The organism is Modestobacter sp. NPDC049651 (genome assembly GCF_040659695.1).
Lineage (GTDB): Bacteria > Actinomycetota > Actinomycetes > Mycobacteriales > Geodermatophilaceae > Modestobacter.
In genome coordinates this window covers 197,016-214,464 of the sequence record NZ_JBFAOG010000006.1, presented here as the reverse complement: position 1 = coordinate 214,464, position 17,449 = coordinate 197,016, and the positions used below count along the sequence as shown (strand labels likewise).

Sequence of the window (17,449 nt, the reverse complement as noted above, 5' to 3'; positions counted from 1 at the left end):
CCGCGCCGGTTGTGGGAACCCTACAGAACAACGTCGGTGCATTTCGTCGGACTCGGCAGCACGGGGATGGCGCCGACCTGGCACGGTGAGACACGTGCTGGCCGTCCTCGCCCCCGGACAGGGTGCCCAGAAGCCCGGGATGCTCAACGAGTGGCTCGAGCTCCCCGGCGCCGAGTCGTTCTTCCGCTGGGCCGGCGCGATCGCCGACGCCGACCTGCTGACCCTCGGCACCACCGGTGACGCCGAGGCCATCAAGGACACCGCGGTGACCCAGCCGCTGGTGGTCGCGATGAGCCTGTTCATCGCCCGCGAGCTGGGCGGGCTGCCCGGCCCGGTGGTGCACACCCCGCACGCCGGCCGCGACGTCGTCATCACCGGCCACAGCGTCGGCGAGCTGACCGCCGCGGCGCTGGCCGGGGTGCTCAGCGTCGAGGCGGCGATCGCGCTGACCGCCGTCCGCGGCCGGGCGATGGCCCGCTCGTGCGCGCAGACGCCGACCGGGATGTCCGCCGTCCTGGGTGGTGACCGGGACGAGGTGCTCGCCGCGATCGCCCGGCACGGTCTGGAGCCGGCGAACTTCAACGGCGGCGGGCAGATCGTGGCCGCCGGCTCGGTCGAGGGGCTGGCGGCGCTCAAGGCCGACGCCCCCGCGAAGGCGCGGATCGTGCCGCTGTCGGTGGCCGGCGCCTTCCACACCTCCTACATGGCCTCGGCCCGCGAGGAGCTGGAGGGCCTGGTCGGTGGCCTGAGCCCGGCCGACCCGAGCCGGCTGCTGCTGTCCAACGCCGACGGCGCCGGGGTCGACTCCGGCGCGGCCGCGGTCACCCGCCTGGTCAGCCAGGTCACCAGCCCGGTGCGCTTCGACGCGTGCCTGGCCACCCTGCGCGACCTCGGCGTCACCGCCGCCGTCGAGCTGCCACCGGCCGGTGCGCTGGCCGGCCTGGCCAAGCGCGAGTGGAAGGGCTCGGACGTCGAGATCCTGGCGCTCACCGGCCCCGCCGACCTCGACCGCGCCCGCGAGCTGATCGCCACCGAGCGCGGCCGCGCCGAGGCCGAGCACCAGCCCGACTGGCGGGTCGTCGTCGCCCCCGCGCGCGGCACCGTCAGCCCGGCCACCATCGCGGAGGGCACCCACCTGCCCGCCGGCACGCCGCTGGGCTGCATCCGCAGCCGCCGCGACGAGGTCAACGTCTCCGCCGGCTACGACGGCGTCCTCGCCGAGTGGCTCGTGCAGGACGGCGACCTCGTGGACGCCGGAGACCCGATCGCCCGCCTGTACCCGGAGGTTGCCCCATGAGCTCGATCACGCTGCCCCAGGGGCCACCCGGCGCCCGCATCCTCGGCATCGGTGCCTACCGGCCGCGCCGGCGGGTCACCAACGACGAGCTGGCCACGATGATGGACACCAACGACGAGTGGATCCAGACCCGGGTCGGCATCGCCGAGCGCCGCTGGGCCGCCGAGGACGAGACCCTCGTCGAGATGGCCGTCGCCGCCGGCGGCAAGGCGCTGGCCGCCAGCGGGCTGGACCCCGACCAGGTCGACCTGGTGGTCCTGGCCACCGCCAGCCTGCAGCAGCCCATCCCCGGCATCGGCCCGCAGGTCGCCCACCGGCTGGGCATCCCCCGGCCGGGCGCGTTCGACCTCAACGCCGGCTGCGCCGGGTTCTGCTACGCGCTCGGCCTGGCCAACGACGCCATCCGCTCCGGCGACGCCCGCAACGTGCTGGTCGTCGGCGTCGAGCGGCTCACCGACGTCACCGACATGTCCGACCGGTCGACCGCGGTGATCTTCGCCGACGGCGCCGGTGCGGTCGTGGTCGGCGCCTCCGACGAGCCGGGCATCGGCCCGGTGGCGTGGGGCAGCGACGGCGACCAGCACTCGGCGATCGAGATCGCCGCCGGGACCTCGACGATGGCCATGGCCGGCCAGGCGGTCTACCGCTGGGCGACCACCAAGCTCACCGCCACCCTCGAGGAGGCGATGGACAAGGCGGGCGTCACCGCGCAGGACATCGACGTCTTCGCCCCGCACCAGGCCAACCTGCGGATCGTCGAGCTGATGCAGAAGAAGCTCGGCTTCCCCGAGAGCACCGTCATCGCCCGCGACATCGTGCAGTCGGGCAACACCTCGGCCGCCTCGATCCCGCTGGCGCTGTCGGCGCTGCTGGAGTCCGGCGAGGCCAAGACCGGCGACCTGGCCCTGGTGCTCGGGTACGGCGCCGGCCTCACCTTCGCCGGCCAGGTCCTCCGGCTCCCCTGATCTACTGCTCCGGCACGACCCACCCACCCACCCCGACCCGGGACACCCGTCCCGGACGACGGCGGCGCCCCCGGGCCCGCCACCATCCGAGAGAGAGGACCCCCATGGCCAGCACGCAGGAGATCCAGGCCGGCATCGGCGAGATCCTGGAGGAGGTGGCCGGCGTGACCCCCGCCGACGCCACCCCGGAGAAGTCCTTCACCGAGGACCTCGACGTCGACTCGCTGTCGATGGTCGAGATCGCCACGGCCGTCGAGGACAAGTTCGGCGTCGCGATCCCCGACGACGAGCTGGGCAACATCAAGACCGTCGGTGACGCCATCTCCTACATCGAGAAGAACCAGGGCTGAGCTCGCAGCTCGGCTAGGCACCGCACTCCCCCGGCCGACCGGCCAGTCAGTTCCAGGAAGGACCGTCCATGAGCACGCCCACCGCCGACGTCGTCGTCACCGGGCTCGGTGCCACCACCCCTCTCGGTGGTGACGTCGCCTCCACCTGGGAGGCGCTGCTGGCCGGCCGGTCCGGGGTGAGTCGGCTCACCGACGACTGGGCGCAGGAGCTCCCTGCCCAGCTCGTCGCCCGCCTGGCCGTCGACCCCTCCGAGCAGCTGGACCGCGTGCGGGCCCGCCGGCTCGACCGCAGCCAGCAGGTCGCCGTGATCGCCGCCGAGGAGGCCTGGCGCGACGCCGCCGGCGCCAACTCCGGCGTCGACCCCGAGCGGATCGCCGTCGTGTTCGGCACCGGCATCGGCGGGGCGCTGACCCTCCTCGGCCAGGACGACGTCCTGGAGGCCAAGGGCGCCAAGCGGGTCTCCCCCTTCACCATCCCGATGCTCATGCCCAACGGCCCGGCCGCCGCGGTCGGGCTGGCCGTGGGCGCGCGGGCCGGCGTGCACGCCCCGGTCAGCGCCTGCGCCTCCGGCGCCGAGGCCATCCGCTGGGGCCTGGACCTGCTCCGGTTCAACCGCGCCGACCTCGTCGTCGTCGGGGGCACCGAGGCCGTCGTCCACCCCCTGCCGATGGCCGGCTTCGCCGCGATGCGCGCGATGAGCACCCGCAACGACGAGCCCGAGCGCGCCTCGCGCCCGTTCGACAAGGGCCGCGACGGCTTCGTGCTCGGTGAGGGCGCGGCCGCGCTCGTGCTCGAGCGCGCCGACGCGGCGGCCGCCCGCGGCGCCACCGTCTACGCCCGGCTCGCCGGCGCCGGCGCCACCGCCGACGGCTACGACCTGGTCGCCCCGCACCCCGAGGGCGAGGGCGCCGGCCGCGCGATCGCCGCGGCCATCCGGGACGCCGGGCTCACCCCCGCCGACATCGGCCACGTCAACGCGCACGCCACCTCGACCCCGATCGGTGACACCGCCGAGGCCTCCGCCATCCGGCACGGCATCGGCGAGCACGCGCTGGTCACCGCCACCAAGAGCCAGACCGGCCACCTGCTCGGCGCCGCCGGCGCCCTGGAGTCGGTGTTCACCATCCTCGCGCTGCGCGACCAGCTCGTGCCCGCGACGGCGAACCTCGACGACCCGGACGACGACGCGTCGGTGCAGGCCCTCGACATCGTCCGCCGCGAGGCCCGCAAGGCCAGCTTCTCCGCGGCGCTCAACGACTCGTTCGGCTTCGGTGGCCACAACATGGCGCTGGTCTTCACCACCGCCTGACGAAGGACCCCGCTGCCCCCACCACTCGCACGCTCGCGGCGGGCCCCTGCAGCGGGGCCGCAACCGCAGCACATCCGCTTCGAGGAGCTGCTCGTGACCACGACCCAGTCGGCGCCCCCGGCGCCCACCGTCGACCCGCGTGACCCCGAGGACCGGCTCGCCCGGTTCTTCGACCCCGGTTCGCTGCAGCTGCTCGCCGCCCGCGACACCTCCGGCGTGCTCGCCGGCCGCGGCAGCGTCGACGGCTCGCCGGCGATCGCCTTCTGCACCGACGCCACCATCATGGGCGGCGCGATGGGCCTCGACGGCTGCCGGCACATCGTCGACGCCATCGACGCCGCGCTGCGCGAGCGGGTGCCGGTCGTCGGCATCTGGCACTCCGGTGGCGCCCGGCTGGCCGAGGGCGTCGTCGCCCTGCACGCGGTCGGCGAGGTGTTCAACGCGATGGTGCGGGCCTCGGGCCGCATCCCGCAGATCTCCGTCGTGCTGGGCCCCGCCGCCGGCGGCGCCGCCTACGGCCCCGCGCTCACCGACCTGGTGATCATGGGCCCGGCCGGTCGCGTGTTCGTCACCGGTCCGGACGTCGTCCGCTCGGTCACCGGCGAGGACGTCGACATGGAGAGCCTCGGCGGCCCGGACACCCACGGCCGGCGCTCCGGCGTCGTCCACGTGGTCACCGACAGCGAGGCCGAGGCGCTGCAGACCGCCCGCACCGTCGTCGACCTGCTCGCCGCCCAGGGCAGCTTCGCCCCCGACGCCGGTGCGCCGGACGTCGACCTCGGCGCGCTGCTGCCGGAGAAGGCCAACCGCGCCTACGACGTCAAGCCGCTGGTCGCCGCGCTGCTCGACGGCCCCGGCGTGGAGCTGCACCCGCGGTTCGCGCCGAACGTCGTCACCACGCTGGGCCGGATGGCCGGCCGGACGGTCGGCGTCATCGCCAACAACCCGCTGCGGCTGGGCGGCTGCCTGGACTCCGCGTCGGCGGAGAAGGCGGCCCGGTTCGTGCGGATGTGCGACGCGTTCGGCGTCCCGCTGGTCGTCGTCGTGGACGTCCCCGGCTACCTGCCCGGAGTCGGCCAGGAGTGGGACGGCGTGGTGCGCCGCGGCGCGAAGCTGCTGCACGCCTTCGCCGAGGCCGTGGTGCCGCGGGTGACGCTGGTGACCCGCAAGTCCTACGGCGGCGCGTACATCGCGATGAACTCCCGCTCGCTGGGTGCGACCGCGGTGTTCGCCTGGCCCGGTGCCGAGGTGGCCGTCATGGGCGCCAAGGCCGCCGTCGGCATCCTGCACCGCAAGAAGCTGGCCGCCGCCCCGCCCGGGGAGCGCGAGGCGCTGCACGCGCAGCTCGCCGCCGAGCACGAGAAGATCGCCGGCGGGGTCAACCGCGCCCGGGAGATCGGCGTGGTCGACGACGTCGTGCCGCCGACGGACACCAAGCGCCGGCTGGTCACCGCGCTGGCCGAGGCCCCGGCCGGCCGCGGCGCGCACGGCAACATCCCGCTGTAGGCACGGACGCGAGAGCGGCCCGGCACCTCGTCGAGGTGCCGGGCCGCTCTGCCGTTGCGGGGCTGGGTTTCGATCAGGTGACCTGATCAAAGGCCGTCCCCCCGCACCAACGCTCGTGCGGGGGGACGGCCTTTGGCGCAGGGGGACGGCGTCAGACGACCTGGTGCAGCCAGGTGACCGGGGAGCCGTCGCCGGCGTGCCGGTAGACCTCGAGGTCGGCGTCCCAGGCCGCGCCGAGCAGCGCGTCGACGCCGTGGCGGAAGGCCTCGACCGAGGTGGCGGTGGCCGCGAGGTGCCGCAGCTGGCCTTCGGTGAGGATCAGGTCGCCGTTGGCGCTGGTCGCCGAGCGGTGCACGCCGTGCCCGGGCACGTACGACATGCGCTCGCCGTCGTTGCCGGCGCTGGGCTCCTCGGTGACCTCGAAGCGCAGCATCGGCCACGCGCGCAGAGCAGCCACCAACTTGGCCCCGGTACCGGGAGCCCCGGTCCACGCGACCTCGGCACGGTAGTGACCGTGCGCCGCGGGCTGCTCAGCCCACGTCAAAGACACCGGCGCGCCGACCACGCGCTCAAGCGCCCACTCGACGTGCTGGCAGAGCGCCTTCGGGCACGCATGCACGAAGACGACACCCTGTGTTGACCGCCGCTGCACGGTGCACCTCCATCGACTCGACTGGCCTCGTCTTCCCCAACGGACCTGTCGTGCACGTGGTGGTGTCGGCTGCGCCGGCACTGCTTGTACTGCTGATCAGTCTGCCGGATCACTCCCGCGGCGCGCCAGTGCGGGATGGGGCCGATGGGACGGTTGTGACTCGAGTCGTCCACCGGGAACGCGGATCCGGGCGCCGTGCGCGCAGGTCAGCGGCCTGACTGGACGATCGTTGCCCTGTTCGTCCAACTTCCCGGCGGCGTCCACCCAGTGGGCAGCGGCCGGTCGGCGGTCAGGTGAGGCCGGTGGCCTGCAGCCGGCGCAGCAGCGCGGTCAGCTGCTGGAGGTCGTCGGCCTCCCAGGTGGCCAGCGAGGCGCGCCAGCGGGCCAGCCGCTGGGTGTGGACGGCGTCCATCTGCCGGTGGCCGAGCTCGGTGAGGGTGACCAGCCGGACCCGGGCGTCGGCGGGGTCGGGCACCCGGTCGACCAGCCCGAGCCGGGCGGCGGCGTCGACCTGCCGGCTGACGGTCGACTTGTCCAGGTCCAGCGCCGCGCCGAGGTCGGAGACGCGGGTGGGGCCGCGGCGCACGAGCACGGTGAGCAGCGGGTAGCTCGCCGGGTCCAGCTGCGGGTCGACCGCGCGGGCGGCGTCCCGGATGCGGCTGCGCCCCCGCCGCCAGAGGCCGGCCATCTCCTCCTCGAGCGCCGCCACCGCCGCCTCGACGTCCATCCGCCCTCCTCCACCTCTCGGGACCGACCCACTCCTGCGGAGTGAGCAGACACACCCAGTGTGCCACTTCGTTGCAGGTATCAACGACCAGTGCCACACTGTTGGAGACAGTGCGCGGCCAGAGCGACCGCGCCGAGGTCCCGCCCGGCCCGTTCCGGCCGCCGGACCGACTGGACGCACACGAAGGGCCCCACCGGATGAGCACCACCCAGGCGGTGAGCACGCCGGCCGCCGGCGCCGCGATGAGCAAGCGCGAGACCCTCGAGGCGCTGAGCGGCCTGCTGCTCGCCCTCTTCGTCGGCCTGCTGAGCTCGACGATCGTCTCCAACGCACTGCCGACGATCACCGCCCAGCTGCACGGCACCGAGTCGCAGTACACCTGGGTGGTCACCGCCGCCCTGCTGGCCGCGACCGCGGCCACCCCGATCTGGGGCAAGCTGGCCGACCTGTTCAGCAAGAAGCTGCTGGTCCAGCTGGCGATCATCGTGTTCGTCATCGGCTCGGCGCTGTGCGGGCTCACCCAGTCGATGGGCATGCTCATCGCCTTCCGCGTCATCCAGGGCATCGGCATGGGCGGGCTGCAGTCGCTGGCCCAGGTCGTCATCGGTGCGCTGATCCCGCCGCGTGAGCGCGGCAAGTACTCCGGCTACCTCGGCGCGGTCATGGCCGTGGCCACCGTCGGCGGCCCGCTGCTCGGCGGCGTCATCGTCGACACCTCGTGGCTGGGCTGGCGGTGGACGTTCTACGTGTGCGTGCCGGTCGCCCTCATCGCGCTCGTCGTCCTCCAGCGGACGCTGCACGTGCCCACGCTCAAGCGCGAGGTGCGCATCGACTGGGTCGGCGCCACGCTGATCACCGCGTCGGTGAGCGTCCTGCTCATCTGGGTGTCGTTCGCCGGCAGCAGCTTCGACTGGATGTCCTGGCAGTCGCTGGTCTTCGCGCTCGGCGGCCTGCTCGGCCTGGTCCTCACGGTGATCGTCGAGAGCCGGGTCGCGGAGCCGATCATCCCGCTGCAGATCGTCCGGGAGCGGACGACGGCGCTGGCGATCCTCGCCTCGATCGCCGTCGGCGTGGCGATGTTCGGTGCGTCGGTGTTCTTCGGCCAGTACTTCCAGATCGGCAAGGGCTGGTCGCCGACGAAGGCGGGCCTGGCGACGATCCCGATGATCGCCGGCCTGCTGGTCGCCTCGACCGTCTCCGGTCAGATCATCACCCGGACCGGCCGGTGGAAGCGGTTCATCGTGCTGGGCACGGTGCTGCTGGCCGCGGGGCTGGGCCTGCTCGGCACGATCGACCACCGGACGAGCTACTGGGTGATGGCGATCTACATGGCGCTGGTGGGCCTGGGCGTCGGCATGTCGATGCAGAACCTGGTGCTTGCGGTGCAGAACACGGTCGACGTCCGCAACATCGGTGCGGCGTCCTCGGTGGTCACCTTCTTCCGGTCGATGGGCGGTGCGGCCGGCGTCTCGGTGCTCGGCTCGATCGCGGCCAGCCGGATCAGCACGGACGTCGCCTCGGGACTGCGGTCGCTCGGCGTCCCGGCCGGGGCGAGCGAGGGCGGCACGTTCGACGTGAGCGCCCTGCCGGGCCCGGTGCAGTCGCTGGTGCGCGGGGTCTACGGCGACGTCATCGGCGACGTGTTCCTCATCGCCGCGGCGATCTCGCTGGTCGCGATCGTGGTGGTCGTGTTCATCAAGGAGGTGGCGCTGCGGACCAGCAACGCCGTCGCCAGCCCGGAGACGCAGCCCGAGCACGTGGTGCCGGAGACCGCCGCCGACGACCTGGTCGAGGCCCGGCCGGCCGGCGGCCGGCACGCCGCCGCTTCCTGACGCGGCGGACCGACCGATGACGGACGCACCTGGCACCGGCGAGCCCCGGACCTCGGGCACGCCGGGCTTCGAACGGGGCACCGACGGCCCCCGGGTGATCGTCGTCGGCTTCGACGGCACTCCCCCGTCGCTGCGGGCGGGCGCGTACGCCGCCGGCCTGGCCCGTCGTCAGCGGGCCAGGCTGGTGGTGGCGCACGTGGCCGCGACCCCCGCCGCGGCGATGCTGGCGCCGAGCCAGCCGTGGCCGCTGGAGGAGACGCTCAGCGAGATCGCCGACGACCTGCGCAAGCAGGTCGAGGCGGAGGCAGAGGTCATCGGGATCCGGGCGGAGTTCGTCGTCCGGCGGGGTGACCCGTTCCAGGAGCTCACCCGGCTGTGCGGCGAGCTGCTCGCGGACGCCGTGGTCGTCGGGGCGTCGGCGTCCGCCGGGCACCGGATCACCGGGTCGCTCGCCGTCCGGCTGGTGCGCTGCGGCCGCTGGCCGGTCACCGTGGTGCCCTGACCCAGCCGCTAAGTTCTCCTGCGGGGCGGTAGCTCAGCCGGTCAGAGCATGGGACTCATAATCCCTGGGTCGTGGGTTCGAGCCCCACCCGCCCCACCACCAGGCGAGACAATGGGACCGAGTCCCGCACAACGCTTGTCGAGCAAGGGACTGGGCGTCTAGCTTCAGCCTCGTGCCGACCTCGCCCGCCCGCTCCAAGGCCGCCGCCAAGGCGTCCGCCGCCTTCGCCAAGACCACCGCCATGGACGACCTATCGCTGCTGCTGCCGGACTGGCGCACGCACCTCCGGGCACGCAACATCGCTCCGTCCACGATCACGAGCTACGTGACCGTCGGCGGAAACCTGCTGAGCTGGCTCACCGAGCAGGGCATGCCCACGCGGGTCAGCCTCATCGGCCGCGACCACCTGGAGGCGTTCTTGGCCGACCTGACCGACCGGGTCAAGCCGGCCACCGTCGCCAAGCACTACCGCTCGCTGCAGCAGCTGTTCCGGTGGCTGGAGGAGGACGGGGAGATCGCGCGCTCCCCCATGGCCCGGATGCGCCCGCCGGCCGTGCCCGAGCAGCCGGTCGACATCCTCACCGACGCCGAGCTGGCCGCCCTGCTGGACGCCTGCAAGGGCAACACGTTCGAGAACCGCCGGGACACCGCCCTGGTGCGCATGCTCATGGACACGGGCGTGCGGCTGTCGGAGCTGGCCGAGCTGACGGTGGACGCTCTGGACGCCGAGCAGGCCGTTGCCCACGTCATGGGCAAGGGCCGCCGGGGACGTGCCGTTCCCTACGGCTCCAAGACCGCCGACGCGCTGCGCCGCTACCTGCGGGCGCGGGCCACCCACCCGAAGGCGGCCCTCCCGGCGCTGTGGCTGGGGAAGCAGGGGGCGATGACGCACTGGGGGGTTGCCCAGATGCTCAAGCGCCGCGCCGCAGACGCCGGGGTTGAGAACGTGCATCCGCACCGGTTCCGGCACACCTACGCCCACAGCTGGCTGGCCAGCGGGGGCCAGGAGCAGGACCTGATGCGCCTGGCCGGGTGGCGGTCGCGGGAGATGGTCGGCCGGTACGCCGCCAGCGCCGCCGACGAACGGGCTCGTGACGCCTTCCGGCGGGCCGCCCTCGGCGACCGGCTCTAGCCCCCTCCTTACGCAGCGCGGGGAGGGACGCCGTGTGACGCCTGTTGTTCTGGGGACGGAGAACAGGCGTTCGACGCTGTTCTCTGGCGCAAGCACGTTGTGCTGTGTTTGGGTTGTCTCAACGGAACCTCAGGGCCGGACCCGAGCCCTGCCAGGCGGTCAGCAGGGGGCATTGCGCCCCTGTTGTGAACCGAAGCCATGGACCACCGACACGCTGATGCACCAGCCTGAATGACTACGAAGGGCGATCGGGTCCCCGAGCCGTAGCGGCACAGGCAGTTCACCCCTAACCGGGAGCTGCTTCGTCATGCCGTCTTCGTCCCCGCACGACCGCGCCCTGATCGCGCGCATCGCCGCCCACAAGTCGTGGGCCCGCACCGAGGACCCGTCCGCCCGCACCGCGCCCGCCCGCGCCGCCATGCTGTCCAAGTTCGAGCGTGAGGTCGACCCGGACGGCATCCTGCCGCCGGCCGAGCGCGCCCGCCGTGCCGAATCAGCCCGCAAGGCCTACTACACCCGCCTCGCGCTCCGCTCGGCTCAGGCTCGCCGCCAGAAGGCCGCCAGCGGCCGCAAGCCGTCGAAGGGCCAGGTCGCCTGATGACGACGCAGAACGGCCTCGGGCCCGCCGGCCAGCGGGACACCGAGGCCCAGGAGCGCACCGCCGCCAAGCTGGAGAACCCCGAGGCTCACGGTGGCGGCCCGGTGACCCCCGCGACCAGCCCGACGGCCGTGCTCACCGGCGAGATCATCGAGGGGATGCCCTGGACCTGGATCGGTATGGAGTACGACGCGCACGGTCGGCTGGTCGGGTTCGCCCTGCCGGCCACGCCGAGCAACGCCCCGGCCGACGTCCGCGAGGGCATCACCCTGCGGCGCACGGCCATGCTCAACGGCCGGTGCGACAACTGCGCGGCACCGCTCGTGGTGGGCGTCAACCGCGCCGAGCGGCGTCGCGCCGGGCGCACCGGCGGTGTGCCGCGCGGTCGTGCCTGGGTGCACCACCGGCCCGGCTGCCCCGCCGGTGACCGGGCGCTGGCCGAGGCGGTGGACCGCTGGCAGGTGGCCTGGGACGCCGACCAGGGGAAGACCGGCCAGCAGTCCGACGTGCGCCGTCAGGGCGGTCCCATGCGTCAGGGGGTCGACCTGTGAGCGCCGTGCTGACGGCCGCGCTGGAGATGCACGCGGCCGGGCTCGCCGTGCTCCCGGCGGCCAACGACGGCACCAAGCGCCCGGCGGTCGACTGGAAGCGCTGGCAGACCGAGCGCCCCGACGTCGAACAGCTCCACCAGTGGTTCGCCTCGGGCGAGTACGACGGCCTGGGCATCGTCGCGGGCGAGGTGTCCGGTCACGTCGAGCTGATCGAGCTGGAGGCCCGCACTGTCGCCGGCGGGGCCCTGGCCAAGCTGTCGGAGGTCGCCGACGCGGCCGGGGAGTCCGAGCTGCTGGCCGGGTGGCTCGGCGGCTGGGTGGTGTGGTCGGCCGGTGGTGGCCTGCACGTGCCGATCCGGATCACCGACCACCCGGTGCCGGGTAACACCAAGATCGCCGCCACCGCCGACCACGTGACGCTGGCCGAGACCCGTGGCGAGGGCGGGTGGTTCATCACCGCCCCGTCCGGCGGGCGCGTCCACCCCACGGGCGCCAGCTACCTGACCGCCACCGGCGGCCCGTCGACCATCCCGGTGGTCACCTGGGACGAGCGGGAGCGCCTGCACCGGATCATCCAGGTGGCCCTGGACGAGCGCTCGGTGCCCACGCCGGCCCCCGCCCCGGTGTTCGCGGCCCTGGCCCGGCCGGGCGGCACCGACGGCGTGTCCCCCGGCGACGACTTCAACGCCCGCACCGACTGGACCGAGCTGCTGGCCACCGACGGCTGGCGGCGGGCGTTCCAGCGGGGCGAGGTCACCTACTGGACGCGCCCCGGCAAGGCGCAGGGAATCAGCGCCACCACCGGCTACCAGGGTGACTGGCTCTACGTGTTCACCAGCTCCACCGTGCTGGAGCCTGAGCGCACCTACAGCAAGTTCGGGTACCGGGCGGCGTGGCACCACGATGGTGACTACAACGCGGCGGCACAGGCGCTGAAGGCGGAGGGGTACGGTCGGCCGGCGTCGCGCTCGACGTCCGCGGCCACCGTCGCCAGCGGCGGTCCGGGAGCCGTGACGGCGGACCAGGGCATGCGGTCGGCGGACGACGACGCGGGTGCGCGCGACCGGGAGCGGTCGACGGCCGCCACGCTGGTCACCCTCGCCGAGGAGCTGTACGGGTTCGGCGTCAGTGACACCGGCGAGGTGTTCGGCGTCCCCCGCACCGGTCCCCGGCTGGTGCAGATGCTCCGGGGCGGGAGGATGTCGCTGCGCAGCCAGCTGGCGGCGGAGTACCGGCGCAGGACCGAAGGTGTCGCGCGCTCCCAGGCGCTCACCGACGCCCTGGCCGTGATCGAGGGCTTCGCGCAGGAGCAGGAGCCCCAGACGCTGCACCAGCGCGTGGCCCGGCACGGCGACGACCTGTGGCTGGACCTGGGCGACACCAGCGGCCGGGCGGTGCGGATCAACGCCTCCGGCTGGCAGGTCGAGGACGCCGCGCCCGTGCTGTTCCGGCGCACCCAGCTCACCGCCGCGCTGCCCGACCCGGTGTCCGGCGGGGACCTGGACGAGCTGTGGCGCTTCCTCAACGTCACGCCCGACGACCGGCCGCTGGTGGTCGGCTGGCTGGTCGCCGCGCTGAACCCGATGATCCCGCACCCGATCCTGACGCTCAACGGCGAGCAGGGCACCGGCAAGACCACGGCCGGCAAGGTGCTGGTCGGCGTGCTCGACCCCAGCCCCGCCCCGATGGTCAAGCCGCCCCGCGACACGGAAAGCTGGGTGTCCAGCGCCCAGGGCGCCTACATGTTCGGTATCGACAACCTGTCGGGCGTCTCCGACTCGCTGTCCGACAGCCTGTGCCGCGCGGTCACCGGGGACGCGGACACCCGCCGGAAGCTCTACACCGACGACGACCTGATGGTGTTCCGGTTCAAGAGGTGCCTGCTGCTCAACGGCATCGACTTCGGCGCGGTCAAGGGCGACCTGGCCGAGCGCACCGTCTGGATCGAGCTGCACGCCATCGACGCCTCGGCCCGCCGCACCGAGGCGGCGCTGTGGGAGGGGTGGGACCAGGTGCACCCGCGCGTGCTCGGTGCCCTGCTGGACCTCACTGTCCAGGTGCTCGCCGCCCTGCCGACGCTCGCACTGGAGCGTCAGCCGCGAATGGCGGACTTCGCGCACGTCCTGGCCGCCGTCGACCAGGCCACCGGAAGCGACGGGCTGGCCAGGTACATGGCCTCGCTGGAACGGGCGGCCGTGGACAACCTGGTCGCCGACCCGTTCCTGGGAGCGCTGAGTACCGCCCTGGCCGGGGGGCGCTCCTTCACGGGCACCTCCAGCGAGCTGCTGGCCAGGGTGCCGGTGTTCGGCCTGCACGCGCCGAAGGGGTGGCCGGCCGACGCCCGCGCGGTCACCAAGTGGCTCAAGACCCAGGCGCAGACCATGCGCCAGGCCGGCTGGACGGTCACCGACCACGGAGCCAACAACCGGGGCAAGGTCGCGCGCTGGACCGTCGCCCCGCCGTCGGGCACCTGGGAGACCGGCCCGCTGCGGGTCATCGACGGGCAGCAGGCGGTGGGACTGTGAGCACGGTCTCGCGCTGCGCCCCGAGGAGGGCCAGCAGGGCGCGGGGGATGCGGGGATGGCGCGGGTCTTACCCCCGCGCCCTGCGGGGGTACTCCAGCGCTCTGCGGGGGTTCTGCGCGCGTCTGACCTGCACGTCGGCGTCGTGCGCGGGGGTTGCGGGGATTGCGGGGATTGCGGGGGTCCATTCCCCGACAAGTCCCCCCGCCCCCTGCGGGTCTGCGGGTCCCAGCGCCTGGGTCCCCTTTGTTGACCGAAGGGGGCAGAAGAGGGGGAGGGGCCCCGAGCACCCCCCTCGTGCGACTTCTGCCGGAACCAACCCCCGCGACCCCCGCGACCCCCGCACGCCCGACCTGCCGGCCCCCAGGTCAGGGGCCGCCCAGACCACCCGTGAGGGCGTGCGCCTGGACGGTGCCCGGTGACCCGCACTCCCGGCCCCCGCGCGGCCGTGATGCAGGCCGGTGGCGCTTGGATCGCCGAGGAGGCGGCGGCGCAGCTGTTCCCGATCTTGCAGAACGTCATCGGCAGGCAGGTGCAGGCCGGCCAGGCCCCGCCGCTCCTGCGGCAGTCCTACGAGGCGCTGCGCGAGTCGGCCCAGCACCACTGGAACCACCAGGGCACGTGTCCGTCGGTCAACGGACACGCAGTTCCGACATCGACGGACATCCCGCGAAGCTCGTCCCGTCGCCGTCCCGATGGCCTGCTGACCACCGCCCAGGTGGCCGACCGGCTGACGTGCACCGCCCGCCACGTGCCCCGCCTCGCCCGGCGGGCCGGTGTCGAGCCGGTGCCCGACAGCTACCGGCCCCGGCTGTGGACACCGCAGGCCGTCGCGGCGATGGCCGCCCACCGCTGCACCTGACAGACCAGGAGAACTCATGATCACCGACCTCAACATCGTGCCCGAGCCGGTGCCCCCCATCGACCAGACCCCCGAGGTGATCGCCGCGGAGCAGTTGCGCCAGAAGTACTGGCAGCAGGTGACCGCCATCCGCAACCGGGCGTCGTCGGACCCGATCAACAGCGCCCGGCTGGTGGTCACCGGCTGGCAGGAGCTCAACGCCGCCCTGGCCATCGGCCTCCAGGAGGTGCTGGCCCGCCGGACGGCCCGCGTCCAGTGGCTGGAGGGGCAGGTGCCTTGGGGTCCGGACGTGGCGGACGACGCCAGCGACGCGGACCGGGCGGTGCTGCTCCAGGCGTTCCGCTCGGTGCTGTCGCAGGCGCGGGCGGCTACCGACAAGGGGCTGGAGCAGATGCTCCAGGACGCCGCCGCCTTCAGTGACGACGTCGCCCTCCGCGCCAGCCTCACCGCACTCATGGAGCGCGACGGCGGCCGAGAGAAGGCCCGCAGCTGGTGGCTCCAGGTCACCGGCGACACCGACCTGCTGGACGAGGCACAGCGCCTTAGCGACGAGTACGTTCTGTGGCGCATGCGCGTCACCCAGGTGTTCGCCCCGGAGCCGGCGCCCGACGAGCTGGCCGCCCTCCAGGCCGCGCAGGCGGCGGCCGAGAAGGCCGCGAGCGACGCCCAGCGGGCTCGGCAGATGGGCAACCGGCTGTCCGGCGGCATGCTCGGATGAGCGACGCGCAGCACGGTCTGAACTGGCCGGGGCGTCACGTGAGGCGGCGCGGAAGCTGGGTCGCCGTCCGCGAGGCCCTGGCCGAGGGATACCGCCGCCGGGTCCGCTACGACACCGCCGGGGCCGCCCCGTTCACCGCCACGCTGGCGGCTATCGAGGCCGGCGAGCCCGTGGTGGTCCCGGCCTATCTCGTGGGTGCGGGCACCACCGGGCACGTCCGTGTCGAGGCTGACGGGCGCGTCTCCGTCATCGCGGACGGCGCCGGTACGGGCAGCGGCAGCGGGGACGGCGCGGCCCGGTGACCGTGGCGGCAGCGCACCGAGTGGACCGAGCCCGAGCCGATCACCAACGCCGGGCGCACCACCCGCCCGACCGCCGATACGCCCTGAGCTTGGAAGGGCTCGCACCAACCGCCCCTGAGCCTGGCCAAGGTGGCCCAGGCCCAGGGGCGACGCCGGAGACGAGAGACGGACCGTGACGTGCGCCGTCATTAAGGCCAACTTCCCGGTTCTCAGCTCACCACGGCCACTGACGCCGCCAGCAATGCGTCACCCAACGCCTTCGCCCGACGAGCGTCGCCACCCACCCTCGCTCAGACGGCAGCATCGCGTTCAGTGGGAGTGGTCCGTGACGTCTTCGAGGCCAGGTGTGCGCTGGGGGGGGGGGGGCGGCGACGGCCAGACGGATGCGCTTCGAAGTTCGATCGCCGCCAACGCGGTCACCGGCCGCGCGCCCGATGAGTCGGCCTGGAGACCGAACTACGTCTCCATCGGATGCCTTCGACTCCGCGGCACACGACGCCGTTCCGGTATTCGCCGACGCTTTTTCGCGCACTCCTGAGCTAGGGCCTGGCCGGCCGGTCAAGCTCAGTGAGGGAATCCGGGTCTTCCGTCGCCCACATCGCTAAGAATCCGGAAGATGAGCCAAAGAGGAGCCCGGCGAGTAACAGCAGGGCATTCGCGACTTCTCCACTGTTGACGCGACGCAATGAGATAGAGGCCTGACGATCAAGGAGGCCCGTCCAGACAACTTCTTGATCGCTGCCTTTCTCGGCGGCAGGCCTCGCGCCAGTGATCAGATAATCGTCGGGAGCCGCGAATCGCGTACAGAGAGCCATCGCATCCGGAATCTCAAACGATTCGGGAATTAGTGTCTCGTTGTCGTCGATGAGCGAATCCTGAGGACGCCCTTCGTCCATGATCGAAGCGTTTGGCTCGGCGACAACCTGCGTAGCCCAACTCTGGCGCAGCACGTTCCTTGGCCGTCCGGCGATTAAGATTGACACGCCGGACGCCACTTTGACCATCTCGTCATTGCACGCCCGTACGTAGCCGATTCCGCCACCGATTCTGGGGTGTGGAATCACCCCAGTTAGCAATTCGCAAGCGACAGGGTCCCCGAATTGCTCACACTTCGGCTTGGATACTTTAAGGCCCACTCGGCTGATGGGGCTATCCAGCATGGCACTGCCAGTGAGCAAAACGGTGAAGCGCTTGCCGACGGCGGTCAAAGGAAGGATGAACCCGTATGCGGTCAACTCGGGATTATACTGGAGTTGGTTGTCGATGGATATCGCGACCGAGCTTTCTCCTCCCTCAATCCCTATTGAGATACCCGAGTCGCCGTCGTACGCAGGAGTGGGATCCGCAAAGGCGCCCATAGCCCGGTAGCCCGCGGCAATTCCTAGCAAGAGAGTCACGATCATCAACGTTCGAGCGCGCCTGCGGATGATTGATCGGCGAGACGTCATAGGGATCGGCGCCGGGACGCGCGCGACCTGGCGAGCTGCAGCCTTGCGCCGCAGCCCGGCCGGCGTTGCGCCTCGTCGCGGAGTCTGCATGGCGGGAACTCTTTCCGAGGGTGTGGCCGGGGATGGGCGAAAGTAGATTACTGGCCTTGGCGCGCACTTGGAGCGACGACACTGG

At 72.8% G+C, this 17,449-nt stretch carries 17 protein-coding genes and 1 tRNA gene; 15 read left to right on the top strand and 3 right to left on the bottom strand.

Annotation, left to right across the window (positions count from 1 at the left end):
- Nucleotides 1-94 precede the first annotated feature (94 nt).
- The 5 genes from AB0J00_RS11500 to AB0J00_RS11480 all read left to right on the top strand — a co-directional run bounded on the left by AB0J00_RS11500 (nucleotide 95) and on the right by AB0J00_RS11480 (nucleotide 5,428).
- A complete protein-coding gene (locus tag AB0J00_RS11500; RefSeq protein WP_357744174.1) occupies nucleotides 95-1,297 on the top strand; it encodes an acyltransferase domain-containing protein in 1,203 nt (400 codons plus the stop codon).
- Entirely contained in the window at nucleotides 1,294-2,262 is a 969-nt protein-coding gene (locus tag AB0J00_RS11495; protein ID WP_357744172.1) for a beta-ketoacyl-ACP synthase III, read from the top strand. Before AB0J00_RS11500 ends, AB0J00_RS11495 begins: the two co-directional genes overlap by 4 nt.
- 104 nt (nucleotides 2,263-2,366) lie before the next feature.
- Entirely contained in the window at nucleotides 2,367-2,612 is a 246-nt protein-coding gene (locus AB0J00_RS11490; protein WP_357744170.1) for an acyl carrier protein, read from the top strand.
- 68 nt (nucleotides 2,613-2,680) lie between these two features.
- Nucleotides 2,681-3,922, top strand: a complete 1,242-nt coding sequence (locus AB0J00_RS11485; RefSeq protein ID WP_357744168.1) for a beta-ketoacyl-[acyl-carrier-protein] synthase family protein — start codon at nucleotides 2,681-2,683, stop codon at nucleotides 3,920-3,922.
- A gap of 93 nt (nucleotides 3,923-4,015) precedes the next feature.
- Nucleotides 4,016-5,428, top strand: coding sequence for a carboxyl transferase domain-containing protein (locus AB0J00_RS11480; RefSeq protein ID WP_357744166.1), 1,413 nt, complete (start codon nucleotides 4,016-4,018; stop codon nucleotides 5,426-5,428).
- A gap of 151 nt (nucleotides 5,429-5,579) precedes the next feature.
- Here AB0J00_RS11480 and AB0J00_RS11475 read toward each other — a convergent pair whose 3' ends face one another.
- Together AB0J00_RS11475 and AB0J00_RS11470 are read right to left on the bottom strand one after the other, a co-directional pair.
- The gene (locus tag AB0J00_RS11475) at nucleotides 5,580-6,047 is read right to left on the bottom strand and encodes a DUF3145 domain-containing protein (RefSeq protein ID WP_357744303.1); all 468 of its coding nucleotides are present in this window, start codon (nucleotides 6,045-6,047) and stop codon (nucleotides 5,580-5,582) included.
- Nucleotides 6,048-6,369: 322 nt separating this feature from the next.
- Entirely contained in the window at nucleotides 6,370-6,807 is a 438-nt protein-coding gene (locus tag AB0J00_RS11470; protein ID WP_357744164.1) for a MarR family winged helix-turn-helix transcriptional regulator, read from the bottom strand.
- 197 nt (nucleotides 6,808-7,004) lie between these two features.
- Between AB0J00_RS11470 and AB0J00_RS11465 the strand changes: the two genes are divergently transcribed.
- The 10 genes from AB0J00_RS11465 (at nucleotide 7,005) to AB0J00_RS11420 (ending at nucleotide 15,826) form a co-directional block, all read left to right on the top strand.
- Nucleotides 7,005-8,639 carry an MDR family MFS transporter gene (locus AB0J00_RS11465; protein WP_357744162.1) on the top strand — a complete coding sequence of 545 codons (1,635 nt, stop codon included), beginning with the start codon at nucleotides 7,005-7,007 and terminating at the stop codon, nucleotides 8,637-8,639.
- Between the two features lie 16 nt (nucleotides 8,640-8,655).
- Nucleotides 8,656-9,141, top strand: coding sequence for a universal stress protein (locus AB0J00_RS11460; RefSeq protein WP_357744160.1), 486 nt, complete (start codon nucleotides 8,656-8,658; stop codon nucleotides 9,139-9,141).
- A gap of 22 nt (nucleotides 9,142-9,163) precedes the next feature.
- A tRNA-Ile gene (locus tag AB0J00_RS11455) sits at nucleotides 9,164-9,240 on the top strand.
- Nucleotides 9,241-9,313: 73 nt separating this feature from the next.
- On the top strand, nucleotides 9,314-10,273 hold the full coding sequence (locus tag AB0J00_RS11450; RefSeq protein WP_357744158.1) for a tyrosine-type recombinase/integrase: 960 nt from the start codon (nucleotides 9,314-9,316) through the stop codon (nucleotides 10,271-10,273).
- 307 nt (nucleotides 10,274-10,580) lie between these two features.
- The gene (locus AB0J00_RS11445) at nucleotides 10,581-10,871 is read left to right on the top strand and encodes a hypothetical protein (protein WP_357744156.1); all 291 of its coding nucleotides are present in this window, start codon (nucleotides 10,581-10,583) and stop codon (nucleotides 10,869-10,871) included.
- Nucleotides 10,871-11,422, top strand: a complete 552-nt coding sequence (locus tag AB0J00_RS11440; RefSeq protein ID WP_357744154.1) for a hypothetical protein — start codon at nucleotides 10,871-10,873, stop codon at nucleotides 11,420-11,422. The genes AB0J00_RS11445 and AB0J00_RS11440 overlap by 1 nt, the downstream gene beginning before the upstream one ends.
- Nucleotides 11,419-13,947, top strand: coding sequence for a bifunctional DNA primase/polymerase (locus AB0J00_RS11435; protein ID WP_357744152.1), 2,529 nt, complete (start codon nucleotides 11,419-11,421; stop codon nucleotides 13,945-13,947). Before AB0J00_RS11440 ends, AB0J00_RS11435 begins: the two co-directional genes overlap by 4 nt.
- Before the next feature lie 415 nt (nucleotides 13,948-14,362).
- Complete coding sequence (locus tag AB0J00_RS11430) at nucleotides 14,363-14,806, top strand: hypothetical protein (protein WP_357744150.1); 444 nt, start codon at nucleotides 14,363-14,365, stop codon at nucleotides 14,804-14,806.
- Nucleotides 14,807-14,822: 16 nt separating this feature from the next.
- Nucleotides 14,823-15,524, top strand: a complete 702-nt coding sequence (locus AB0J00_RS11425; RefSeq protein WP_357744148.1) for a hypothetical protein — start codon at nucleotides 14,823-14,825, stop codon at nucleotides 15,522-15,524.
- Nucleotides 15,521-15,826 (top strand): hypothetical protein, encoded by a 306-nt coding sequence (locus tag AB0J00_RS11420; RefSeq protein WP_357744146.1) that lies wholly within the window; start codon nucleotides 15,521-15,523, stop codon nucleotides 15,824-15,826. The genes AB0J00_RS11425 and AB0J00_RS11420 overlap by 4 nt, the downstream gene beginning before the upstream one ends.
- Before the next feature lie 539 nt (nucleotides 15,827-16,365).
- Here AB0J00_RS11420 and AB0J00_RS11415 read toward each other — a convergent pair.
- The gene (locus tag AB0J00_RS11415; protein ID WP_357744144.1) at nucleotides 16,366-17,061 is read right to left on the bottom strand and encodes a hypothetical protein; all 696 of its coding nucleotides are present in this window, start codon (nucleotides 17,059-17,061) and stop codon (nucleotides 16,366-16,368) included.
- Between the last annotated feature and the right edge of the window lie 388 nt (nucleotides 17,062-17,449).

Excerpts from the sequence above, each read along its gene's own strand:
- AB0J00_RS11495 (WP_357744172.1), top strand. The coding sequence starts at position 1,294 with ATGAGCTCGATCACGCTGCCCCAGGGGCCACCCGGCGCCCGCATCCTC.
- AB0J00_RS11490 (WP_357744170.1), top strand. The coding sequence starts at position 2,367 with ATGGCCAGCACGCAGGAGATCCAGGCCGGCATCGGCGAGATCCTGGAG.
- AB0J00_RS11485 (WP_357744168.1), top strand. The coding sequence starts at position 2,681 with ATGAGCACGCCCACCGCCGACGTCGTCGTCACCGGGCTCGGTGCCACC.
- AB0J00_RS11470 (WP_357744164.1), bottom strand. The coding sequence starts at position 6,807 with ATGGACGTCGAGGCGGCGGTGGCGGCGCTCGAGGAGGAGATGGCCGGC.
- AB0J00_RS11465 (WP_357744162.1), top strand. The coding sequence starts at position 7,005 with ATGAGCACCACCCAGGCGGTGAGCACGCCGGCCGCCGGCGCCGCGATG.
- AB0J00_RS11460 (WP_357744160.1), top strand. The coding sequence starts at position 8,656 with ATGACGGACGCACCTGGCACCGGCGAGCCCCGGACCTCGGGCACGCCG.
- AB0J00_RS11445 (WP_357744156.1), top strand. The coding sequence starts at position 10,581 with ATGCCGTCTTCGTCCCCGCACGACCGCGCCCTGATCGCGCGCATCGCC.
- AB0J00_RS11440 (WP_357744154.1), top strand. The coding sequence starts at position 10,871 with ATGACGACGCAGAACGGCCTCGGGCCCGCCGGCCAGCGGGACACCGAG.
- AB0J00_RS11425 (WP_357744148.1), top strand. The coding sequence starts at position 14,823 with ATGATCACCGACCTCAACATCGTGCCCGAGCCGGTGCCCCCCATCGAC.
- AB0J00_RS11420 (WP_357744146.1), top strand. The coding sequence starts at position 15,521 with ATGAGCGACGCGCAGCACGGTCTGAACTGGCCGGGGCGTCACGTGAGG.